At 71.4% G+C, this 19,996-nt stretch carries 14 protein-coding genes; 8 read left to right on the top strand and 6 right to left on the bottom strand.

Annotated elements, in window-relative coordinates:
• Together Q5722_RS10870 and Q5722_RS10865 are read left to right on the top strand one after the other, a co-directional pair.
• A complete protein-coding gene (locus Q5722_RS10870) occupies positions 1-1,095 on the top strand; it encodes an ABC transporter ATP-binding protein (RefSeq protein WP_305028222.1) in 1,095 nt (364 codons plus the stop codon).
• A gap of 19 nt (positions 1,096-1,114) precedes the next feature.
• Positions 1,115-1,990: a carbohydrate kinase family protein gene (locus Q5722_RS10865; RefSeq protein ID WP_305028221.1), complete on the top strand. Its 876-nt coding sequence runs from the start codon at positions 1,115-1,117 to the stop codon at positions 1,988-1,990.
• 4 nt (positions 1,991-1,994) lie between these two features.
• Here the strand turns inward: Q5722_RS10865 and Q5722_RS10860 are convergent, their stop codons facing one another.
• From Q5722_RS10860 to pulA, 3 genes are read right to left on the bottom strand one after another with little or no spacing between them, the layout of a single operon-like run.
• The gene (locus Q5722_RS10860; protein WP_305028220.1) at positions 1,995-3,017 is read right to left on the bottom strand and encodes a LacI family DNA-binding transcriptional regulator; all 1,023 of its coding nucleotides are present in this window, start codon (positions 3,015-3,017) and stop codon (positions 1,995-1,997) included.
• The gene (locus Q5722_RS10855) at positions 3,018-4,712 is read right to left on the bottom strand and encodes a glycoside hydrolase family 13 protein (protein WP_305028219.1); all 1,695 of its coding nucleotides are present in this window, start codon (positions 4,710-4,712) and stop codon (positions 3,018-3,020) included. It abuts the gene before it with no gap.
• Entirely contained in the window at positions 4,709-10,120 is a 5,412-nt protein-coding gene (gene pulA, locus Q5722_RS10850) for a pullulanase-type alpha-1,6-glucosidase (protein WP_305028218.1), read from the bottom strand. Before pulA ends, Q5722_RS10855 begins: the two co-directional genes overlap by 4 nt.
• Before the next feature lie 170 nt (positions 10,121-10,290).
• Between pulA and Q5722_RS10845 the strand changes: the two genes are divergently transcribed.
• Genes Q5722_RS10845 through Q5722_RS10835 form a run of 3 tightly spaced genes read left to right on the top strand, consistent with a single transcriptional unit; the run spans position 10,291 to position 13,434 of the window.
• Positions 10,291-12,354 carry a carbohydrate-binding module family 20 domain-containing protein gene (locus Q5722_RS10845; protein WP_305028217.1) on the top strand — a complete coding sequence of 688 codons (2,064 nt, stop codon included), beginning with the start codon at positions 10,291-10,293 and terminating at the stop codon, positions 12,352-12,354.
• Between the two features lie 39 nt (positions 12,355-12,393).
• Entirely contained in the window at positions 12,394-13,050 is a 657-nt protein-coding gene (locus tag Q5722_RS10840) for a YdeI/OmpD-associated family protein (RefSeq protein WP_305028216.1), read from the top strand.
• Between the two features lie 9 nt (positions 13,051-13,059).
• Entirely contained in the window at positions 13,060-13,434 is a 375-nt protein-coding gene (locus tag Q5722_RS10835; protein ID WP_305028215.1) for a PLD nuclease N-terminal domain-containing protein, read from the top strand.
• Between the two features lie 3 nt (positions 13,435-13,437).
• On the opposite strand, the gene Q5722_RS10830 is transcribed toward Q5722_RS10835, so the two are convergent.
• Entirely contained in the window at positions 13,438-14,493 is a 1,056-nt protein-coding gene (locus Q5722_RS10830) for an NAD(P)-binding domain-containing protein (protein WP_305028369.1), read from the bottom strand.
• Between the two features lie 110 nt (positions 14,494-14,603).
• Here Q5722_RS10830 and Q5722_RS10825 point away from each other — a divergent pair, with 110 nt between their 5' ends.
• Together Q5722_RS10825 and Q5722_RS10820 are read left to right on the top strand one after the other, a co-directional pair.
• Positions 14,604-16,292, top strand: a complete 1,689-nt coding sequence (locus Q5722_RS10825; protein ID WP_305028214.1) for a fumarate hydratase — start codon at positions 14,604-14,606, stop codon at positions 16,290-16,292.
• Positions 16,293-16,478: 186 nt separating this feature from the next.
• A complete protein-coding gene (locus tag Q5722_RS10820) occupies positions 16,479-18,293 on the top strand; it encodes a flagellar hook assembly protein FlgD (protein WP_305028213.1) in 1,815 nt (604 codons plus the stop codon).
• A gap of 15 nt (positions 18,294-18,308) precedes the next feature.
• Here Q5722_RS10820 and Q5722_RS10815 read toward each other — a convergent pair whose 3' ends face one another.
• Together Q5722_RS10815 and Q5722_RS10810 are read right to left on the bottom strand one after the other, a co-directional pair.
• Positions 18,309-18,833 carry a DoxX family protein gene (locus Q5722_RS10815; protein WP_305028212.1) on the bottom strand — a complete coding sequence of 175 codons (525 nt, stop codon included), beginning with the start codon at positions 18,831-18,833 and terminating at the stop codon, positions 18,309-18,311.
• A 97-nt stretch (positions 18,834-18,930) separates the two neighbouring features.
• Positions 18,931-19,254, bottom strand: a complete 324-nt coding sequence (locus Q5722_RS10810) for a hypothetical protein (protein WP_305028211.1) — start codon at positions 19,252-19,254, stop codon at positions 18,931-18,933.
• A gap of 48 nt (positions 19,255-19,302) precedes the next feature.
• Here Q5722_RS10810 and Q5722_RS10805 point away from each other — a divergent pair, with 48 nt between their 5' ends.
• On the top strand, positions 19,303-19,992 hold the full coding sequence (locus tag Q5722_RS10805; RefSeq protein ID WP_305028210.1) for a spermidine synthase: 690 nt from the start codon (positions 19,303-19,305) through the stop codon (positions 19,990-19,992).
• The last annotated feature ends 4 nt before the right edge of the window (positions 19,993-19,996 follow it).

The raw sequence follows: 19,996 nt of genomic DNA, 5'->3' as shown, positions 1-19,996 counted from the left end.
ATGTCCACCCCCGTCGTCTTCGACGCCGCAACCCGGCTCTACCCGGGTTCCACCGTCCCCGCCGTCGACCGGCTCGACCTGGCGGTCGCCCCCGGCGAGTTCCTGGCGCTCGTCGGCCCGTCCGGATGCGGGAAGTCCACCAGCCTCCGGATGCTCGCCGGACTGGAGGACGTGTCGTCCGGCTCGATCCGGATCGGCGACCGCGACGTCACCCACCTGCGTCCGAAGGACCGCGACATCGCGATGGTCTTCCAGAACTACGCGCTCTATCCGCACCTCACCGTCGGAGAGAACATGGGGTTCGCGCTGAAGATCGCCGGGGTGTCGAAGGCGGAGATCAGCGCCCGCGTGGCCGACGCCGCACGGATCCTCGACCTCGAGCGCTACCTGGACCGCAAGCCGAAGGCGCTGTCCGGAGGCCAGCGCCAGCGGGTCGCCATGGGCCGCGCCATCGTCCGCGAGCCCCAGGTGTTCCTCATGGACGAACCGCTCTCCAACCTCGATGCCAAGCTCCGCGTCTCCACCCGGACGGAGATCGCCTCGCTCCAGCGCCGCCTCGGCATCACGACGGTCTACGTGACACACGACCAGGTCGAGGCGATGACGATGGGCGACCGGGTAGCCGTCCTGAAGGACGGCGTCCTGCAGCAGGTCGCTGCCCCTCTCGACCTGTACGACCGGCCCGCCAACGTGTTCGTCGCAGGCTTCATCGGCTCGCCCGCGATGAACCTGGGGACGTTCCCGGTCGAGGGAGGCGAGGCACTCGTCGCCGAGGCCCGGCTCCCGCTCCCCCGTGCGACCACGGCCGCCCTCACCACCGGCGAGGTCGTCCTCGGCTTCCGTCCGGAGGCGCTGGAGCGTGTCGCCGCTGGCACCGCCGGCGCCTTCGCCGCCGAGGTGCTGGTCGTGGAGGAGCTGGGTTCCGAGGCCTTCCTCTACGGCAGCATCGCGGCGACGCTGCAGAACCCGCAGCTGGTCGCCAAGGTCGAACCGCGCAGCGTGCCTCCCAAGGGCAGCGTGGTCCACTTCCGCATCGACCCGCAGCGGCTCCACGCCTTCTCGCCCGTCACCGGCGAGGCGCTCCCGACTGCCTGACGACCGGAGAGCCGCGACCATGCCGCCATCCGTCCTCGTCCACGGCCCCGCCTCGTGGAACCGGATCGTCCTCCTCGACCGGCTGCCCGCCCCCGTCCCCCACACGGTCTTCGCCGACCGGTCGTGGGAGACGGTGGGCGGGACATCGGCAGGCAAGGCCCTCGGCCTTGCGACGCTGGGCTGCGACACCGTCCTCGCCACCCGGCTCGGAGTCGACGACGACGGCGAGCGCGTGCGCTACCTCCTGGACCGAGCCGGCGTCCGGCTGCGGGTGACCCCCTCAGCAGCCACCGAGAAGCACCTGAACCTGATGACCCCTCGGGGTGAACGCCTCTCGATCTACCTCGCACCTCCCGCTGACGGCGAGGACCCGGCGGACCCCCGGGGGGACGCGGCCCTCCAGTCAGTGATGGCGACGGCGGATGCCCTGGTGCTCGACCTCTCAGCCGCGTCACGCCGCCTGCTGCCGCTTGCCCGTTCGACGGGGCGGCCCCTGTGGGTGGACCTCCACGACTACGACGGCACGGCGGTCTTCCACCAGCCGTTCCTGGAAGCCGCCGACGCGGTCTTCCTCAACGCAGACGCCACGGACGACCCCGAGGCCCTGGCCAGGCGATGCCTCCGTTTCGGAGCCTCGTTCGCGGTCTGCACCCTCGGCGCCGAGGGAGCGCTCGCGGTCGACGCCGCCGGCGGCGCACACCGGGTCGCCGCCGCCCCGACCGAGGTGGTCGACACCAACGGAGCCGGGGATGCCTTCTTCGCCGGCGTGCTCCAGGCACATCTCGCAGGCGCCGGCCTCCCCGAGGCGCTCGAGGCCGGGGCCGCCCACGCAGCCCTCGTGCTGAGGAGCAGGCACCTGCACCCGGTCCTGGACGCCCTGCTGGACCCGCTGTGACGGATCAGGCGTCGCGTCGGTCGGTCGAGCCTCGGAGGACCAGCTCCGGCTGGACGACGAACTCCGTCCGGTGAGCCGGGTTGCCGTTGATCTCGTCGAGGAGCGCGTCGACCGCGGCGACACCCATCGCCTCCACGGGCTTGCGCAACGTGGTGAGCGGAGGGTCGGAGAACGCGGTCATCGGGCTGTCGTCGAACCCGACGACCGAGAGGTCTCCGGGCACGTCGAGACCACGCGCACGCGCGGCCCGGATGGCCCCGAACGCCATGATGTCGCTCGCGCACACGATCGCGGTGCATCCCTTGTCGAGCAGGACGGACGCTGCGTTCTGCCCGCCCTCGAGCGTGAAGAGCGAGTGGGCCACCAGATCGTCTCCGTCGAGTCCGCGGGCTGCCATCGCATCGAGGAATCCGGAGACCTTGCGCGCAGCGGGCACGAACCGCGCCGGCCCCACTGCCAGGCCGATCCGCTCGTGGCCCAGCTGGACCAGGTGGTCGACGGCCATGCGCATGGCGGCCTCGTCGTCAACGGAGACGAACGGCGCAGCGATCCGGTCGCTGTAGCCGTCGATCAGGACGAAGGGCACCCCGCGGGCGGCGATCCGCGCATAGCGCTCATGGTCCGCGGTCATGTCGGCGTGCAGGCCCGAGACGAAGACGATGCCGGCCACACCGCGGTCGATGAAGACGTCGACGAGCTCGTCCTCGGTGGACCCGCCCGGCGTCTGCGTGCCGAGGACCGGAATGTAGTCGTGACGGGCGAGCACCTGCTCGATCACCTGCGCCATGGCAGGGAAGATCGGGTTGCTGAGCTCCGGCGTGATCAACCCGACCAGACCCGCGCCCGACTCACGGGGGCGCCCGGGTCGCTCGTAGCCGAGCACGTCCAGCGCGGCGAGCACGGCCTGGCGCGTCGTCGGTGACGGACCCGGCTTGCCGTTGAGGACACGCGAGACCGTGGCCTCGCTGACCCCGGCATGCGCAGCGACATCAGCCAGCCGCGGGGTGGTCCGCCGTGCTTCGGCCATCTACGAGTTCCACCACGACGTGCTGTCCGGAGCGAGCACGACCTCGGAGCCGTCGACGACGACGTCGGACGAGCCGAGGAGCAGGCGGCCGGGAAGGGGCATGCGTACATGATCCCCCGTCGTGTTGGAGATGACCACCACCGGGTCCCCCACGCGCGCCGCACGGCGGAAGGCGAGGACGCCCTCGGGCGCGTGGATCCACTCCACCCCGTCACCCGCCCCGAGCGCCGGCTGCTGCTTCCGGATCGCGATCGCAGCGCGGTAGAGCTCGAGCGTCGAGCCGTCGACGCCGGTCTGCGCCTCGACGCTGAGGGCCGCCCAGGTCGCCGGCTGGGGAAGCCAGCTCGGGCCGCCCACAGTCGGGCCGAAGCCGTACGGGGCCTCCGTGCCGCTCCACGGGATCGGCACCCGACAGCCGTCACGGAAGCCGTCCTGTCCGTTGTCCCGGTGGAACGACGGGTCGGCGCGGACCTCGTCGGGCAGGTCGGTGACATCGGGAAGGCCGAGCTCCTCACCCTGGTAGACGTAGGCCGAGCCGGGGAGGGCGAACATCAGCAGGCTGGCGGCACGCGCACGGCGCAGGCCGACCTCGCGGTCGCCAGGCGTGGTCATCTGGATCCCCGCACCGGGCGGGTTGGCGAACCTGGTGGCGTGGCGGGTGACGTCGTGGTTGGAGAGCACCCACGTCGGCGGTGCGCCGACCTCGCCCATCGCGGACAGCGTGAGGTCGACGATCTCGCGCAGTGCCGTCGCGTCCCAGTCCGTGCACAGGTAGGAGAAGTTGAACGCCTGGTGCATCTCGTCGGCGCGCACGTACTGGGCGGCCCGCTCCAGCGTCGGCGTCCATGCTTCGGCGACGAGGATCCGGTCGCCTGCGTACTCCCCCAGCACCCGCCGCCAGTCGCGGTAGATCTCGTGCACCCCGTCCTGGTCGAAGAAGGGCATCGGAGCGCTGCCGAGCAGTGCCAGCTGGTCCGAGCTGCCGATGTCGGGCAGCCCGGCGGCCTTGACCAGGCCGTGCGCCACGTCCACGCGGAACCCGTCGACGCCGAGGTCGAGCCAGAACCGCAGGATGGACCGGAACTCGTCACGGACGGCCCGGTGCTCCCAGTTGAAGTCGGGCTGCTCGGGGGCGAACAGGTGGAGGTACCACTCCCCGTCGTCGACGCGCGTCCACGCGGGGCCGCCGAAGATCGACTCCCAGTCGTTCGGCGGGAGCTCGCCGTGTGCACCGCGCCCCGGTCGGAAGTGGAAGCGCTGCCGTGCGGTGCAACCGGGCCCGTCCCGCAGCGCACGCTGGAACCACTCGTGCTGGTCCGAGCAGTGGTTGGGGACGAGGTCGACGATCACGCGCAGGCCGAGCTCGTGGGCGTCCTCGACGAGTCCGGCGGCGTCGGAGAGGTCGCCGAACATCGGGTCGACGCGGCGATAGTCGGACACGTCGTACCCCGCGTCGGCCTGGGGGGAGGCGTAGAACGGCGAGAGCCAGACCGCGTCCACCCCGAGGTCGCGCAGGTACGGCAGGCGGGCCCGGATGCCCGGGAGGTCGCCGATGCCGTCACCGTCCGCGTCGGCGAAGCTGCGCGGGTAGACCTGGTAGATGACGCCGTGGCGCCACCACTCGGCGTCCGGCCGCGCAGTCGGGCCTGCGGCGAGGTCGTCCTGCGCGCCGGGAAGGGTCTGGAGGTCGGTCATCGGTTGCCTTCTTCTCGGGTGAACACGGCGACGGTGCGGGCCGGTACGCCGAACGTGCCGGTCGCCTCGTCGTAGGTGGAGGTCTTGACCACGGCGTCGGAGCCGTCGGCCTGGATCGGATGGAGCACATAGGCCGTGCGGGCGGCTCCCGGGAGCTCCTGCTGCTGCCGCTGGGGGGTGGCGTTGAAGACGACGACCAGGTCGCCGAGCGCCATCGTGATGACACCGGGCGTCTCGTCCGGGCCGGAGAGCGGGAAGGTCAGCTGGTCCTGGACCTTCTCGGCGGTGGCCAGTGAGAACGCCGGCTCGGTGGCCCGGATCCGCACCAGGTCACGCCAGGCCGCCGACGCGGACTGGATCTGGTCACAGCCCACGTGCACCGCCGCGAGCAGGGTTCGCGCCCAACCCCACTTCGACCGGTTGTCCCGCGCCGGCGGGAGCCCGCGGCCGAAGCCGTTGCCGTCGGCGCAGTTCCAGTGGATCGCGTTGAACCAGTCGCCACTGTCGTAGGAGTTGCGGTCCAGCGACTTCGAGCGCAGCAGGTCGGTGCCGGCCTGCGCCAGCGACGGACCCTGCGAGAGCGTGGCGGTCGCCATCGCGAGGACCTGCATGCGGGCCCGGTCGGAGGCAGGCGTGTCGACCGGGAGCTTGTAGGCCAGCGCATCGAAGAGCGACTCGTTGTCGTGGGCGTCGACGTAGGCCAGCGCATCGCCCGGCGCGAGGGCGTAGCCCGCGGGCGCCCCGTTGTAGTCGACCTCCGCGCCGGTGACCGAGTGGCCGCGGCTGTCGGTGAAGCGGTACGCCGCGAGGTCGCCGGTGAGCCCGACCTGGATCAGGTCCTGGTCGTGCAGGAGACGCTGGCGCTGCTCGGCCGTCGTCCCGTTCGCCGGGGAGCCGTTGGGGTCGGTGAACAGGCCCGAGGCGAAGCCCTGCACCCGGGGGTCCTCGTCGAACGGCCCGCCGCCGCGCACGGCATCGCGCGCACGGTCGGAGAAGGTCGCGACGCCGGTGCCCGCCATGGTGCGCTGGGTCGCCTGGACGAAGCGCGCACCGTCGGCGACCTCGCCGAAGTTCCACCCCTCGCCGTACAGGATGATCTTCTTCCCGTCGACGCCGTCCTTCGCGGGTGTGAGCGCGTCGAGCGCCGCTCGCACCGCGAGGATGTTGGCCTTCGGGTGGTGGCCCATCAGGTCGAACCGGAACCCGTCGACCTTGTACTCCTTCGCCCAGGTCACGATCGAGTCGACGACGAGCTTGCCCATCATCGCGTTCTCGGGCGCGGTGTTGGCGCAGCAGGTACTGGTCGCTACCGAGCCGTCGGCGAGGAGGCGCTGGTAGTAGCCGGGGACGATCCGGTCCAGCACGGACGTCTCGGCCTGCCCGCTCGCGGAGGTGTGGTTGTAGACCACGTCCATGACCACGCGCAGGCCGTCGTGGTTGAGGCCCGCCACCATCGAGCGGAACTCCCTGGTGCGCGCGGTGCCGTCCGGGTCGCTGGCGTAGGAGCCCTCGGGGACGGTGTAGTGGTACGGGTCGTAGCCCCAGTTGTAGGCGTCGCGAGCCGCAGTGCGGCCCACGCACTCCTGCTGCTGCTCGGAGTCCGGCGCGTAGGAGGCGAGGTCGCACGGCGGGGTCGCCTGGTCGGCCCTCCGCTCCGGCACGGTCGCGACGTCGAAGACCGGCAGCAGGTGCACGTACGACGTGCCGGCGGCTGCCAGCGCACGGAGATGCTTCGATCCGTCGCTCTCCCGGTCGCCGAAGGCGCGATAGGTCCCGCGATCCGCGGCCGGCACCGTCGGGTCGTCGACGGAGAAGTCGCGGACATGGAGCTCCTGGATCTGCGCGTCACGCAGGGGCACGGCCGCCGGCTTCTGCAGCGCGGACCAGCCACGGGGCGCGAGCGCGGCATCGTCGAGGTCGGCGATCAGGCTGCGCTCGGAGTCGGCGGTCAGCGCCACCGAGTAGGGGTCGGTGACCAGGTTGGTGACCACCTTCCCCGTGGTCGGTGCGAAGACGGTGACCGCATAGCGGTAGGCCTTCCCCTTCCAGGACGCCGGGCCGGTGACCGACCAGACGCCGGTGGTCGCGTCGCGCCGCATCGGCACCCGGTCACCACCGAGCTCCAGTGACACCGACTGCGCGGTGGGCGCCCAGACCGACAGCGTCGGCCGCCCGTCGCGGAAGACCGGACCGAGCCGGGCAGCGGTCGCGGTCGCGAAGAGGTCGTCCAGGGCACCGGCCAGCTGCACCCCGGTGGCGGCCAGCACGGCGCCGGATGCGTTGCGCTGCGAGGCGACGACCTGGCCGCGGACCGCATCCCGGACCCGGTCGCGGTCGCGTGGGTCGATCGTCCAGGCCGTGCGGCCGGCGAGGTGCGGGAAGGCCTCCTCCTGGGCGTCGGTCAGGGCGGTCCGCGAGAGCCGGAGCCATCGCTCGTCGTCGCTGGTCAGCGTTCCTCCGTCGACGGTGATCGAGCCGTCCGCAGAGGAGAGGAGTTGCGTCGAGGCCGCTCCTGCGACGCCGTCCCAGACGACCGTGTCGCGGTCGATCCAGACCGCCCTCGCCGCACGGAGGTCGAGCGCCCCGGCACTGCCCGGCGCCTGTGGGAGCAGGGGCTTCTCCACGCCCGCGAGCAGCCACGCCTCGTGACCCCGGGGCTGGGCCAGGTCGAGCGACTGGTCCGCCGGGAGGTCCTTCTCGTCCCCCTTGTGCAGGATGTAGCTGAGGCTCGTGGCACCAGCCGCCAGCGGGACCTCGTAGACCGCCCCGTAGGCGTCCTTCCGGACCGGCTGCAGCGGCGCACCCCAGTCGGTCGGGGTCGCGGCGCCCGTCCAGACGTGCAGGCCCCAGCCGTCGTACGCCCCGTCCGCGCGGTGGTAGTGCAGGATCGCCGTGGCGGCGTCCTGCTCCGGGTACGGAGGGCGCTGCGTGACCACGGTCGGGTCGCCCTGCTCGAGCCACACCTCGCCGCTCTTCGTGACGTCGATCGAGCGGTCGGAGGCGACGTCCTTGGTGCCCTGACCGTCGATGACCAGGAAGCCGACGTTCGACGCGCCCGGCTTCAGCTTCACGTAGGCGAAGGCTCCGTAGGCGTCGCGGCCGAGGAAGGGGTGACCCGTCGGCCACGGGGTCGACTCGCCGTCGGCGATGTCGCCCCAGGCGTAGAGGCTCCAGTCGCCGTAGTTGCCGTCGGGACGGTGGTAGTGGACGACGGCGTAGTCGCGCGAGGAGGCTCGGGGGACCTCGGGCGTCGGCGGCGTGCCGGACTCGCTGCTGGCTGTGGCGGAAGCCGTGTGGCCGGCCAGGTCGACGACCACCGCCTTGTAGCGCAGCGCGGTGCCGGCAGGCAGGCCGGCGGGCAGCGCCTGCGTCACCTTGTACGGCGCGTGGTCGGCCGATCCGAGCACGTGCCACGGGCCGTCCCCGACCTGGGCGGCGAAGACGACCCTGTCGAGCCGGCCGCCGTCCACGTCGGCGCCGACCTCGACCGTGCCGGTCGCGCCGCGCGGAGGGGCGGTCAGCGAGACGTGGGGCGGCGTCGTGGGCTCGGGCAGCGGGTCGACCGCTTCGTAGACGACCGCGGAGCGGGCCGGGACGGTGACCGTCACGTGTCGCTCGGCGTCGGAGGTGATCGGGCCGGAGGTGCCGTGGATGCCGCGGTAGGCCATGCCGGCGGCACCCGTCGCGAAGGTGGCGGTCTCCGGGGCGGCGGCGTTGTTCAGCGCGACGACGTACTCGCGGCCGGTGGTCGGGTCGGTGCGGGTGAAGGCGTAGACGCCCGGGCCGTCCGCGGCGTACCGCTGGATCTGGACGCCGTCGGCGAGGGCCGGGTGCTCGCGACGCAGCTCGGCGAGCCCGGCGATCTGCCGGTAGAGCGGCGCGGCGGTGTCGAAGGCGTCGCTGGCGTGCGTGCGCTCGGTGCCGATCTCGTCGTCGTCGAGGTACTCGGCGACCTTCGACGCGAACATCGTCTGGCGGGCGTCCTTGTCACCGCCGCTGCCGGTGAAGCCCTGCTCGTCGCCGTAGTAGACGACCGGGTTGCCGCGGCTGAGGAACATGACCTCGTTGGCCAGCCGCGCGCGCTGGAGCAGCTCGGCGTCGCCGGCGTCCTTGTTGTCGGCCTCGAGGAAGTGTCCGATCCGGCCCATGTCGTGGTTGCCGAGGAAGCTCACCTGCTCGTAGGCGTTGGCCTTGTCGGTCGTGTAGCGGTAGTCGTCGGCGAAGACGGTCGCCAGCCGCTGGGCACTGGCGTCCTGCGAGGCATAGGCACGTGCGGCATCCTGCAGCGGGAAGTCGAGCGTGGCGTCCAGCCGTCCCCGGGTCACGTACGGCGAGGTGACCGCCGGGTCGGCCGAGTAGACCTCGCCGAACATGAAGAAGTGCTGGCGGCCCTGCTTCGCGGCGTAGGCGTCGAGCGCGGTGGCCCACTGGGTCCAGAAGTCCATGTCGACGTGCTTCACGGTGTCGATCCGGAACCCGTCGATGTCGAAGTCGTGTACCCAGCGCTCGTAGATCTTCTCCATGCCCCGGACGACCTCCGGACGCTCGGTCCACAGGTCATCGAGCCCGGAGAAGTCTCCGTACGTCGACGACTCGCCCGCGAAGGTCGAGTCCCCCCGGTTGTGGTACATCGTCGGGTCGTTGAGCCAGGCGGGCACCTTGCCGGTCCCGGCCGCCTGCGGCGTGTAGGGGAACGCGTCGGCGTCGACGTCGGGGAACGCGCGGCTCCCGTCGGCGTACGCCGCGTCGTCGAACGGCCGGCCCTCCCCGTCGAGATACGGGAAGGCACCCTTCGTGCGGTAGTCGTAGGCCTTCTCGCGGTAGTCGATGGCGTCGGCGGTGTGGTTCGCGATCACATCGAAGAAGACCTTCATGCCGCGGGCGTGCGCCTGGCGGATGAGCTCCTCGAGGTCGGCGTTGGTGCCGAAGTGCGGATCGACCTGCGTGAAGTCGGTGATCCAGTACCCGTGGTATCCCGCCGAGGCGTTGTCCCCGGTGCCCTGGACCGGCCGGTTCTTGAAGACCGGCGCCATCCAGATCGCCGTGGTGCCCAGGCCCTTGATGTAGTCGAGGTGCTCGGTGATGCCCGCGAGGTCGCCTCCCTGGTAGAAGCCCTTGTCGGTCGGGTCGTAGCCGGTCACCATGCGCCCACCGGTCAGACCGCCCCGGTCGTTCGCGGCGTCACCGTTCGCGAAGCGATCGGGCATCACGAAGTAGAACTGCTCGCGCGTGGCGTCGTGACGGCTCGGCTGCGCGGCCAGCTCCGCGTCCGATGGGGGCGCGGGGACACGTGCGGTCAGCGCCTGTCCGCGCCCCGCCCCCACGCTGGCGGCGACGGCGGGCGGCACGGGTGCAAGCACGACAAGCAGGGCTGCAAGGACCACTGAGGCGGAGCGTCCGATGAACACCGCGTGACCGTAACGTCTCTGCAACCCGGCCTGCAAGCAATCCGCAACATTGCACGATTTCTTGCAGAAACTGTTGACCCCGGCGGGAACGACAGGCCAAGGTCGCCAGGACAGGTGTGGCGTCCGTCACAACGGAGCCCACACGCCCTTCAGGACGGAGTCTCACTGCAATGAGTCGTTTCCTCGCCCTGGCCGCCGCCGGTCTCGCCGGCGCGGCCCTCACCGTGGCAGGACCGGTCACGCCGCTCCCGGCGGCCCAGGCCGACGCCACCACCAGCAGCGACGTGATCGCCAACCTCTGGGAATGGAGCTGGCCCTCGGTGGCCCAGGAGTGCACCGACCACCTCGGCCCGGCCGGCTACGGCGCGGTCCAGGTCGCTCCCCCGGCCGAGTCCCTCAAGACATCCACCCTCGCGTGGTGGGACGTCTACCAGCCGTACTCGTACAAGCTCGACAGTCGCTTCGGCACGGCGGCGCAGTTCTCCGCGATGGTGTCGACCTGTCACGCCGCGGGCGTGAAGGTCTACGTCGACGCGGTGATCAACCACACCGCCGCCGCCACCGGCTCGGGGTATGCCGGCACGACCCTGACGACGAAGTACGACACCCCCGACTACGACTACGCCGACTACCACCACCCGGGCGACGGGTACTGCAACGACGCCGACGGCATCATCGACGACTGGAACAACCTCTCCGAGGTCCAGAACTGCGAGCTCCTGGGCCTGGCCGACCTCAAGACCAGCGAGGACGGCGTGCGCACCAAGATCGCCGGCTACCTGAACAAGCTGCTCGGCACCGGTGTGGACGGCTTCCGGGTCGATGCGGTCAAGCACATCGCGGCCGCCGACATGGCCGCCATCGAGGCGAAGCTCAACGCCACGGCGAGCGGGGCGGCCCCCTACGTCTTCCAGGAGGTCTACCCCGGGAGCACGCCGCAGCCCAGCGACTACTACGGCACCGGCGACGTGCTCGACTTCACCTACGCCAGCCGGCTCAAGTCCGCCTTCCAGGGCAGCGTCTCCGATCTCTCCTCCCTGAGCACCAGCGGGATCCTTCCCGCAGCGAACGCGGTCGACTTCGTGACCAACCACGACACCGAGCGCAACGGCCTCCACCTGTCCTACAAGGACGGCGCGTCCTACGTGCTGGCCAACCTCTTCCAGCTCGCCCACAAGAACGCGACCCCCACGGTCTACGCGAGCTTCACCTGGAACGGCACCGACGACGCCCCGCCCAACTCGGGGGGTTACGTCACCGCCACGGACTGCTCGAGCAGCCAGTGGTACTGCCTGGACCGCAACGCCGCCGTCGTCGGCATGGTCGGCTGGCACAACGCGGTCGGTTCCGCGGACGTGACCGACTGGCAGACCAAGTCCTCGGACGTGATCGGCTTCGGCCGCTCGGGGAAGGGGTTCTTCGCGCTCAACAACGGCACCAGCGCGGCGACGTACACCTTCTCCACGGGCATGGCCGACGGCACCTACCAGAACGCCGTCGACGGGGGCGCCACCAGCGTGACGGTCAGCGGCGGCAGCGCGACCCTCACCATCCCGGCCAAGGGCGCGGTGGCGTTCCGACTGGGCGCGACCTGCACGACCTCGTGCGGCGGCACCGGCGGTGGAGGCACCACCGACCCGGCCACGGTCTCGGCCACCTTCAACGTCGATGCCTCGACCACGCTCGGCACCAACGTGTACGTCGTCGGCTCGATCCCGGCCCTCGGCAGCTGGAACACCGCCTCCGCCGTCCCGCTCTCCGCCAGCGGCTACCCGATCTGGTCCGGCCAGGTGACGGTGCCGACCGCAACGACCTTCGAGTACAAGTTCATCAAGAAGGACAGCTCCGGCGCAGTCACCTGGGAGTCGATCGCGAACCGCTCGGCGACCACCACGACCTCCGCTCTCACGTTGAACCACAGCTGGAACCTCGCGAACGCCGACGCCACCGACGTGACCTTCAAGGTCAACGCCACGACCGACCTCGGCACCAACGTGTACGTCGTGGGGTCGATCCCGGCGCTCGGCTCCTGGGACCCGAAGAACGCGATCCCGCTCTCCTCGGCGACCTACCCGGTCTGGGCGAAGGCGGCGATCGTGCCCAAGGGGACCACGTTCACCTACAAGTACATCAAGAAGAACGCCTCGGGCGTCGTCACCTGGGAGTCCGGGGGTGACCGGACGTTCACGACCGGCACCGGTGCCGGCTACCAGACCAGCGACACCTGGAGCTGACTCCCGCTGGTGCCCCTCGGCCGTCGGTAGCCTGCTCGCGTGAGCAGTCCTGGCAGGCCGGGGGGCACCCCCGAGCGTCCGGCCCTCTTCTTCGACGGGCCGGCCGAGTTCGCCGCATGGCTCGAGGCCAACCACGCCACCGCGCCCGACCTCTGGATGGGGCTGCGCAAGAAGCACGTGGTGGACCGCGGCCTGACCTGGGAGGACGCCGTCGTCGAGGCACTCTGCTGGGGCTGGATCGACTCCCGGGTCGAGCGGATCGACGAGGACGCCGTGCGTCAGCGGTGGACGCCGCGCCGCCCCGGCAGCAGCTGGAGCCGGATCAACATCGCGGCCGTCGAGCGACTGAAGGCGGAGGGGCGCATGCAGCCCTCCGGCCTCGCGGTCTACGAGGCCCGCAAGCAGGAGGCCTCGGGCTACACCCACGAGGCCCCTGCCGACGTGGCCCTGCCGCCTGCGTACGCCGAGATGATGGCGGCCGACGCGAAGGCGACCGCGTTCTGGGAGGTCGCGACCCCGTCGTACCGCAAGATCTGCATCGTCTGGGTGACCGGAGCCAAGCAGCAGGCCACCAACGACCGCCGGATGGCGCAGCTGCTCGAGGACCACGCCGCGGGGCGGATGATCCCCTCGCAACGCTACGGCGAGCAGCCCAAGTGGGTCGAACGGGCCGCAGAGGCGGCCGCGCGGGCCTAGCCTGACCGCATGATCCGCGCGCTCCCCTTCCTCGTCGAGCTGATCCTGATGATCTTCTGCCTCGTCGATGCGATCTCCGCGCCGGAGCACCGCGTGCGCAACCTGCCGAAGTGGGCGTGGATCCTGCTCATCCTGGTCGTGCCCCTGGCCGGCGGCATCGCCTGGCTCGTGGCGGGGCGACCGACGGCGGAGGCCCAGCGTCCGTGGGCGCCGCCGGGCTTCCCGGAGTACGACCGGCCCGGCCGTGCCATGGCGGCCAACCCCGATGACGACGAGGCGTTCCTGCGCCAGGTGCGCGAGCGCGCCGAGGAGCAGCGGCGACGCTACGCGGAGCAGAAGAAGCGCGAGCAGGAGCAGCAGGAGTCCGACGGCCCGCAGGAATGAGGCTCAGGCCGTCCGCTCGTCGTCCGCGTCGCGGAACCGGCGGACCGCCTGAGCGGCGGCACGCCCCGCGCGCGTCGCGCCGATCGTGCTCGCCGACGGCCCGTAGCCGACGAGCTGCACGCGCGGGTCCCGTGCGGCGGTCACCGCCGTCTGCACGTCCTGCCCCGTCGTGAGCAGGCGGATGCCACCCTCGGGACCACGCAGGTGCAGCGGCGCGAGGTGGTCGACCGCCGGACGGAACCCGGTCGCCCAGAGGATCGCGTCGACGGGCTCGAAGGACCCGTCGGCCCACCGCACCCCGTCGGGCTCGATCCGGGCGAACATCGGCCTGCGCGCCGCGTAGGCACCCAGTCGCTCTGCCTCCCGCTCCTGCGGACGCAGCGCGAGCCCCGTCACGCTGACGACGGAGGCCGGCGGCAGTCCACGGGCGACCCGCTGCTGGACCATCGCGACCGCGTCGCGTCCGACCGACGCGTCGAACCCGTCGCGCCAGACCGGCTCGCGCCGCGTGACCCACACGGTGTCGGTGACCGGTGCGAGCTCGCCGAGGAACTGCACCGCCGACGCACCGCCTCCCACCACCAGCACCCGCTTGCCCCGGAAGTGGTCGCGCCCCGGGTAGTCGGCCGTGTGCAGCTGCTCGCCGCGGAAGGTCTCAGCGCCCGGGTAGTACGGCACGAACGGCCGCCGCCACGTGCCGGTCGCGTTGACGAGCGTCCGGGTCCGCCAGGTGCGCGGACCGGAGTGGACGACGAGCAGGTCGCCCTCGCCGGTCACGCGGTCCACGGAGACCGGGCGGACCACCGGGAGCTCGTGGAGCTCCTCGTAGCGGGCGAACCAGGCCGGCACCACGACGTTCGCACGGTCGGTCGAGCCACCGGGCGCGGCCGCGTCGGGCAGGTCGGCGACGCGGTGGACGTCGTTCATCGTCAGCGAGTCCCAGCGGTGCTGCCAGGCCCCGCCGGCACGCTCGTCGGCGTCGAGGACGACGTGGTCGACGCCGAGCCGCTTGAGGTGGTACGCCGCCGACAGTCCCGCCTGTCCTGCTCCGATCACCACGGCGTCGTACGTGTGCACGCAGGCCGAACGCCGAGGCGGGCGCCACGATTCCGGCGGCGGCAACGGACTCACGCACGCACGGCCGGAGGAGCGGCGTACATTTGCCGCTCGTGAGCACTGGGCCTGAATTCCGCTACTCCGACCTCCTCCCGATCGGCAAGGACGACACTCCTTACCGGTTGATCACGACCGAGGGAGTGAGCACCGTCGAGGTCGACGGTCAGACGTTCCTCAAGGTCGCGCCGGAGGCGATCCAGCAGCTGACCGAGGCGGCGATGCACGACATCAGCCACTACCTCCGGCCGGCGCACCTCGCGCAGCTGCGGAAGATCATCGACGACCCCGAGGCCTCGGGCAACGACCGCTTCGTCGCGCTCGACCTGCTCAAGAACGTCAACATCTCCGCCGGCGGCGTGCTGCCGATGTGCCAGGACACCGGCACCGCGATCGTCATGGGCAAGAAGTCGGAGGGCGTCATCACCGGCGTCGACGACGCCGAGTGGGTCTCCAAGGGCGTCTACGACGCCTACACGAAGCTCAACCTCCGCTACTCGCAGCTCGCGCCGCTGACGACGTACGAGGAGAAGAACACCGGCACGAACCTGCCCGCGCAGATCGAGCTCTACTCGACCCCGACCAAGGACGGGAAGCCCGAGTACAAGTTCCTCTTCATGGCCAAGGGCGGCGGATCGGCCAACAAGTCCTTCCTCTACCAGGAGACGAAGGCGGTGCTGAACCCCAAGCGCCTGCTGGAGTTCCTCGACGAGAAGATCAAGTCGCTCGGCACGGCTGCGTGCCCGCCGTACCACCTGGCCGTCGTCATCGGCGGCACGAGCGCCGAGTTCGCGCTCAAGACGGCCAAGTACGCCTCCGCGCACTACCTGGACAACCTCCCGACCGAGGGCTCGATGAGCGCCCACGGCTTCCGCGACCTGGAGCTGGAGGAGGAGGTCTTCAAGCTGACCCAGTCCTTCGGCATCGGTGCGCAGTTCGGCGGCAAGTACTTCTGCCACGACGTCCGTGTCGTGCGCCTCCCGCGCCACGGCGCCTCGTGCCCGGTCGCGATCGCGGTCTCCTGCTCGGCCGACCGTCAGGCGCTGGGCAAGATCACCGCCGAGGGCGTCTTCCTCGAGCAGCTCGAGACCGACCCCGCGCAGTACCTCCCCGACACCGAGGAGCAGCACCTCATCCAGGGTGGCGAGGTCGTGAAGATCGACCTCAACCAGCCGATGTCGGAGATCCTCGCCGAGCTCTCCAAGCACCCGGTCAAGACCCGCCTCTCGCTCACCGGTCCGCTCGTCGTCGCGCGCGACATCGCCCACGCCAAGATCCAGGAGCGCCTGGACGCCGGCGAGGGCATGCCGGAGTACATGAAGAACCACCCGGTGTACTACGCCGGCCCGGCCAAGACCCCCGACGGCATGGCGTCGGGCTCCTTCGGCCCCACCACGGCCGGCCGGATGGACTCCTACGTGAAGGCGTTCCAGGCCGAGGGCGGGTCGATGGTCATGCTGGCCAAGGGCAACCGCTCCAAGCAGGTCACCGAGGCGTGCGACACCTACGGCGGCTTCTACCTCGGCTCGATCGGCGGCCCCGCCGCCCGCCTGGCCCAGGACTGCATCAAGTCGGTCGAGGTGCTGGAGTACCCCGAGCTCGGCATGGAGGCGGTCTGGAAGATCGAGGTCGAGGACTTCCCCGCGTTCATCGTCGTCGACGACAAGGGCAACGACTTCTTCACCGACCCCTCCGGCGCGGTCACCGTGCCGGTGTCGGGCATCCGGGTCCGCTCCGCGGAGTGACCCACGATCCACGTTGACGAAGGCCCCCGGTCCCCCGACCGGGGGCCTTCCGCGTCCTCCGGGAGCAGGGATGTCGCGCAAACAGTCATCGTTCCGTTACCGGACGAGTGCGGCATTTCCCGCCGCCCCGACGTAACCTGCGGCGGAGGCGCCGCGCCGGCGCCCGCACCACCTCGGGGGAACCACATGCGTCGCCACCTGCTCGCCGCCGCGCTCATCGCGGGCTCCGTCACCGTCCTCGCCGGCACGCCGGCGTACGCCGCACCGGCCGCGCCCACGCTCACCGACCTCGACACGAGCGTCGCGGGCCACGTCACCGGCACCGTGACGGGTGGCGCCGACGCCCAGTCGGCGTGGGTCTGCTGGGGCCACTGCCACGTCAACACCGGCCAGACCGGCGACTGGTGGATCCCGCTCGACCCGTCGACCCACGCGGCCACGTTCGACCTGCCCACGTGGGGCTTCAGCGAGGGCGAGGTCGGCGCCGTGGTCTGCTCGACCGCACCGCCGAAGGGCGCCAGCTGCGACAGCTACAGCACACAGACGCTCTCGGACACGCTGACAGCGACCGATGTCATCCCCACGGTCACCTGGCCGACGGACGCCACCATCGGCCACAACCCCGACGGCAGCGACCAGCAGGCCAGCGTCACGATGGACGACGCCGGCGGTGGCTCGCTGCGCGTGGTCTGGAGCTACCAGAACGAGAACGGCGACAACGCCCTGGTCACCGTGCCGGTCGCGCACACCGGGTCCACCCAGCTCGCGCTCGCCGACGGCGTCGGCACCCTGACCGCGTACCGCTGCAGCGAGTTCAACGGCTACGACTGCGTCTACTACCACGACCTCAGCAGCCCCCAGATGACCGTCGCCCGCAGCAGCCAGCCGTACTACCTCTCCGCGCCGGCCATCACCAGCACGGTCGGGACCAGCCATGCCACGCTGCCGACGAGCCACCACGGCACCTTTCAGGCGACCTGGCACGTCAGTGCGGACGGCACGGAGGTCAGCGGCTCGGCGGGCTCGGCGTCCGGGCCCCTCGCCGACGACGGCAGCGCCCCGATCGACGTGCCGGGCTCCGGGCTGCCCGACGGCGACCTGACCGTCGAGGGCACCATCGCGATCGACGACCCCGACTTCGGTCCCTCCACGACCGCCTTCTCCGGGTCGCTGCTCGTCGACCGGCAGGGCCCCGCCATCGAGGGCCTCACGGTGACCCGCACGGGGATCCACCCGACCGCGATCGACGCCCTCGCGTCGTACCGGACCACGACGATCAAGGTCCACGACGACACCCAGCTCGACTACGCCGACAAGATCGTGATCGACAACGCCTCCGGCGCCCAGGTGCGCGTGCTCGAGCCCGAGGTCGACTCGTGGCTCGACGAGCACGCCGTGTGGGACGGCCGCGACGAGGCGGGCGACGTGGTCCCTGACGGCACCTACACCGTCAGCGCGGTCGACCCGCTGGGCAACCGTTCAGACCTCCATCGCACGGTCGCGGTGGCCCACACGAGCGGGGTGCTGAAGACCTTCAGCCGCACCGTGACCGCCGGCGGCAGCAAGGTCGACGGCTTCGTCGGCCGGTGCTCCAACCTGAAGTCGCCTGCCTCGCGCGGGTGGTCGGGCTCCCGCGGCTACTACGCCAACACCCGCTGCAGGTCCACGCGCGGAGACGACAGCGTCGTCCTGACCGTCAACGGCATCCAGCTCCCCCAGGCCGTGCGGTACGGCTCGTTCCGCGTGGACACCTACGGCGGAGCCTCGCGGGGCTACGGCGGCAGCCAGGCAGCCTTGTCGTACCACCGCGCAAGCGACGGCGACGTCGTCAGCACCCGCACCCTCGGCAGCACCCTCGGCACGCACACCGGCACGTCGGTGAGCACGACGCCCCTGCTCCTCGCCAACCGCGTGGTGCTCTGGTCCCTCGGCACGGCGAACTTCAACCACTACGACGTGAAGAGCTTCACGGTGACCGCGCGGTACTACGCCTGGTCCTGAGCCTCCGGCCCGACGTCAGGCGTCGGACGCAGCGAGCTCCTCGCCCAGCACGTTGTGGGTGGGCGCCGGCGCAGGCTTCGCCGGCTTCAGGCGCGCCTTGCGGGCGCGCCGGCGACGCCACCAGCCGAGGAGGAGTGCGTCGACGCTGAGCGCGCCGGCGCCGACGGCGAACAGCGCGAGCGCAGCGGCTCCGAGGCCGGCCACCAGCTCCCAGCCGCCGTCTCCGACGAAGACCTCGGTGCCGCGGTGCACGAACCAGAACGCACCGGCCATGTCGGCCGCGACCAGGAGGGCGGCGAGCGGCGTGCAGAGGCCGAGCAGGATCAGCGCACCGCCGCCCAGCTCGGCGACGACCGCGAACGTCGCCGCGGGGCCGGCGTTCGGGATGCCCATGTCGGCGAAGCTGGAGCGCGTGCCGGCGATGCCCCAGTCGTGGAGCTTCTGCCAGCCGTGCGCGACGAGCACCGCGCCGAGCAGGACGCGTACTCCGAGCAGCGCGAGGTTGCGCCGCGTGCTGTTGATGATGGTCCCGAGTGCCATGTCCCTCTCCTGGGGTCGTCGTCTCCCCTGAGGCTAGGCAGGCGGGGGAAGCGATCCGGGCACCCGTACGGCGTGGCGCGCACAGGTGGCGCACGCCTCACTCCTTGTCGTACTCGTTGCTCTCGGCGTTCGCCGGCGGGACGGCGTCCGGCCCGACGTCGGCCGGCAGGTCGGGTTCGGCGGGGCTGGCGGAGTCCGGGTTGCCGGCGACCGCGTCGCCGTCCGACACCGGCTCGGGGACCGGCCGGTCCGCGTCGGGAGCGGTGCCGGAGCCGTCGTCGGCGGGGTCGACCGGGCGGTCCTCGTCCGGGACGGGTTCGGGGCGCTTGGCGGGGTCCTCCGCCGTGCCGACGGCGTCCTCGCCGCTCGACTCGATCGCCATCTGGGTGTCGTCGTCAGGAATCTGCTTGTCGTTGCCCATGGGTGGCCGGTACCCGCGGCACGGCCGTCCACACGCGAGAATGGCGCCATGCAGCTCGGAGAGATCGCTCGCGCCACCGGACCGACCGGCGAGCTCGTGCTGCGCCGCCGCGCGGACGACCGCGGCGACGACGGCACCACCATCGAGCTGCGTGCCAACGGCGTCTTCGTGATGGACACCATCGAGACCGCGTCCGAGCGTGCGATGGCCACGGCGACGCTGGCCGCCTCCCGCACCCGCGGCCGTACGCCGACCCGGGTGCTGGTCGGCGGTCTCGGCCTCGGTTTCACCCTCGGCGAGGTGCTCGCCGATCCGTTCGTCGAGCAGGTGACGGTGGTCGAGATCGAGCCAGCACTGGTCGGCTGGATGCGTGACGGCACCATCCCGCACGGTCCGGACCTGCTCGCCGACGACCGGGTGGAGGTGGTGACCGCGGACGTCGCCGACGCCCTCCGCAGCGCCGAGGACGCGGCGTACGACCTGGTGCTGCTGGACGTCGACAACGGCCCGGGCTACCTGGTGCACGACGGCAACGCCGAGCTCTACGAGGCCCCGCTGCTGGCGCTCGCCCGGGAGCGCCTGGCCGAGGGTGGAGTGCTGGTGATCTGGTCGGCGTTCGAGGAGCCCGAGCTGCCACTGGAGATGCACGACGTGTTCGGCAACTGCCGGGCACTGCCGATCCCGGTCGACCTCCAGGGGCGCGAGGAGCAGTACTGGCTCTACGCCGCCTCGCGCTAGCGTC

The sequence above is a fragment of the Nocardioides jiangxiensis genome (assembly GCF_030580915.1).
Lineage (GTDB): Bacteria > Actinomycetota > Actinomycetes > Propionibacteriales > Nocardioidaceae > Nocardioides > Nocardioides jiangxiensis.
This window is presented reverse-complemented; position numbering and strand designations above follow the sequence as displayed.

Coding starts and splice junctions, on each gene's coding strand:
- Q5722_RS10870 (WP_305028222.1), top strand. CDS start 1: ATGTCCACCCCCGTCGTCTTCGACGCCGCAACCCGGCTCTACCCGGGT.
- Q5722_RS10865 (WP_305028221.1), top strand. CDS start 1,115: ATGCCGCCATCCGTCCTCGTCCACGGCCCCGCCTCGTGGAACCGGATC.
- Q5722_RS10860 (WP_305028220.1), bottom strand. CDS start 3,017: ATGGCCGAAGCACGGCGGACCACCCCGCGGCTGGCTGATGTCGCTGCG.
- Q5722_RS10855 (WP_305028219.1), bottom strand. CDS start 4,712: ATGACCGACCTCCAGACCCTTCCCGGCGCGCAGGACGACCTCGCCGCA.
- Q5722_RS10845 (WP_305028217.1), top strand. CDS start 10,291: ATGAGTCGTTTCCTCGCCCTGGCCGCCGCCGGTCTCGCCGGCGCGGCC.
- Q5722_RS10835 (WP_305028215.1), top strand. CDS start 13,060: ATGATCCGCGCGCTCCCCTTCCTCGTCGAGCTGATCCTGATGATCTTC.
- Q5722_RS10820 (WP_305028213.1), top strand. CDS start 16,479: ATGCGTCGCCACCTGCTCGCCGCCGCGCTCATCGCGGGCTCCGTCACC.
- Q5722_RS10815 (WP_305028212.1), bottom strand. CDS start 18,833: ATGGCACTCGGGACCATCATCAACAGCACGCGGCGCAACCTCGCGCTG.
- Q5722_RS10810 (WP_305028211.1), bottom strand. CDS start 19,254: ATGGGCAACGACAAGCAGATTCCTGACGACGACACCCAGATGGCGATC.
- Q5722_RS10805 (WP_305028210.1), top strand. CDS start 19,303: ATGCAGCTCGGAGAGATCGCTCGCGCCACCGGACCGACCGGCGAGCTC.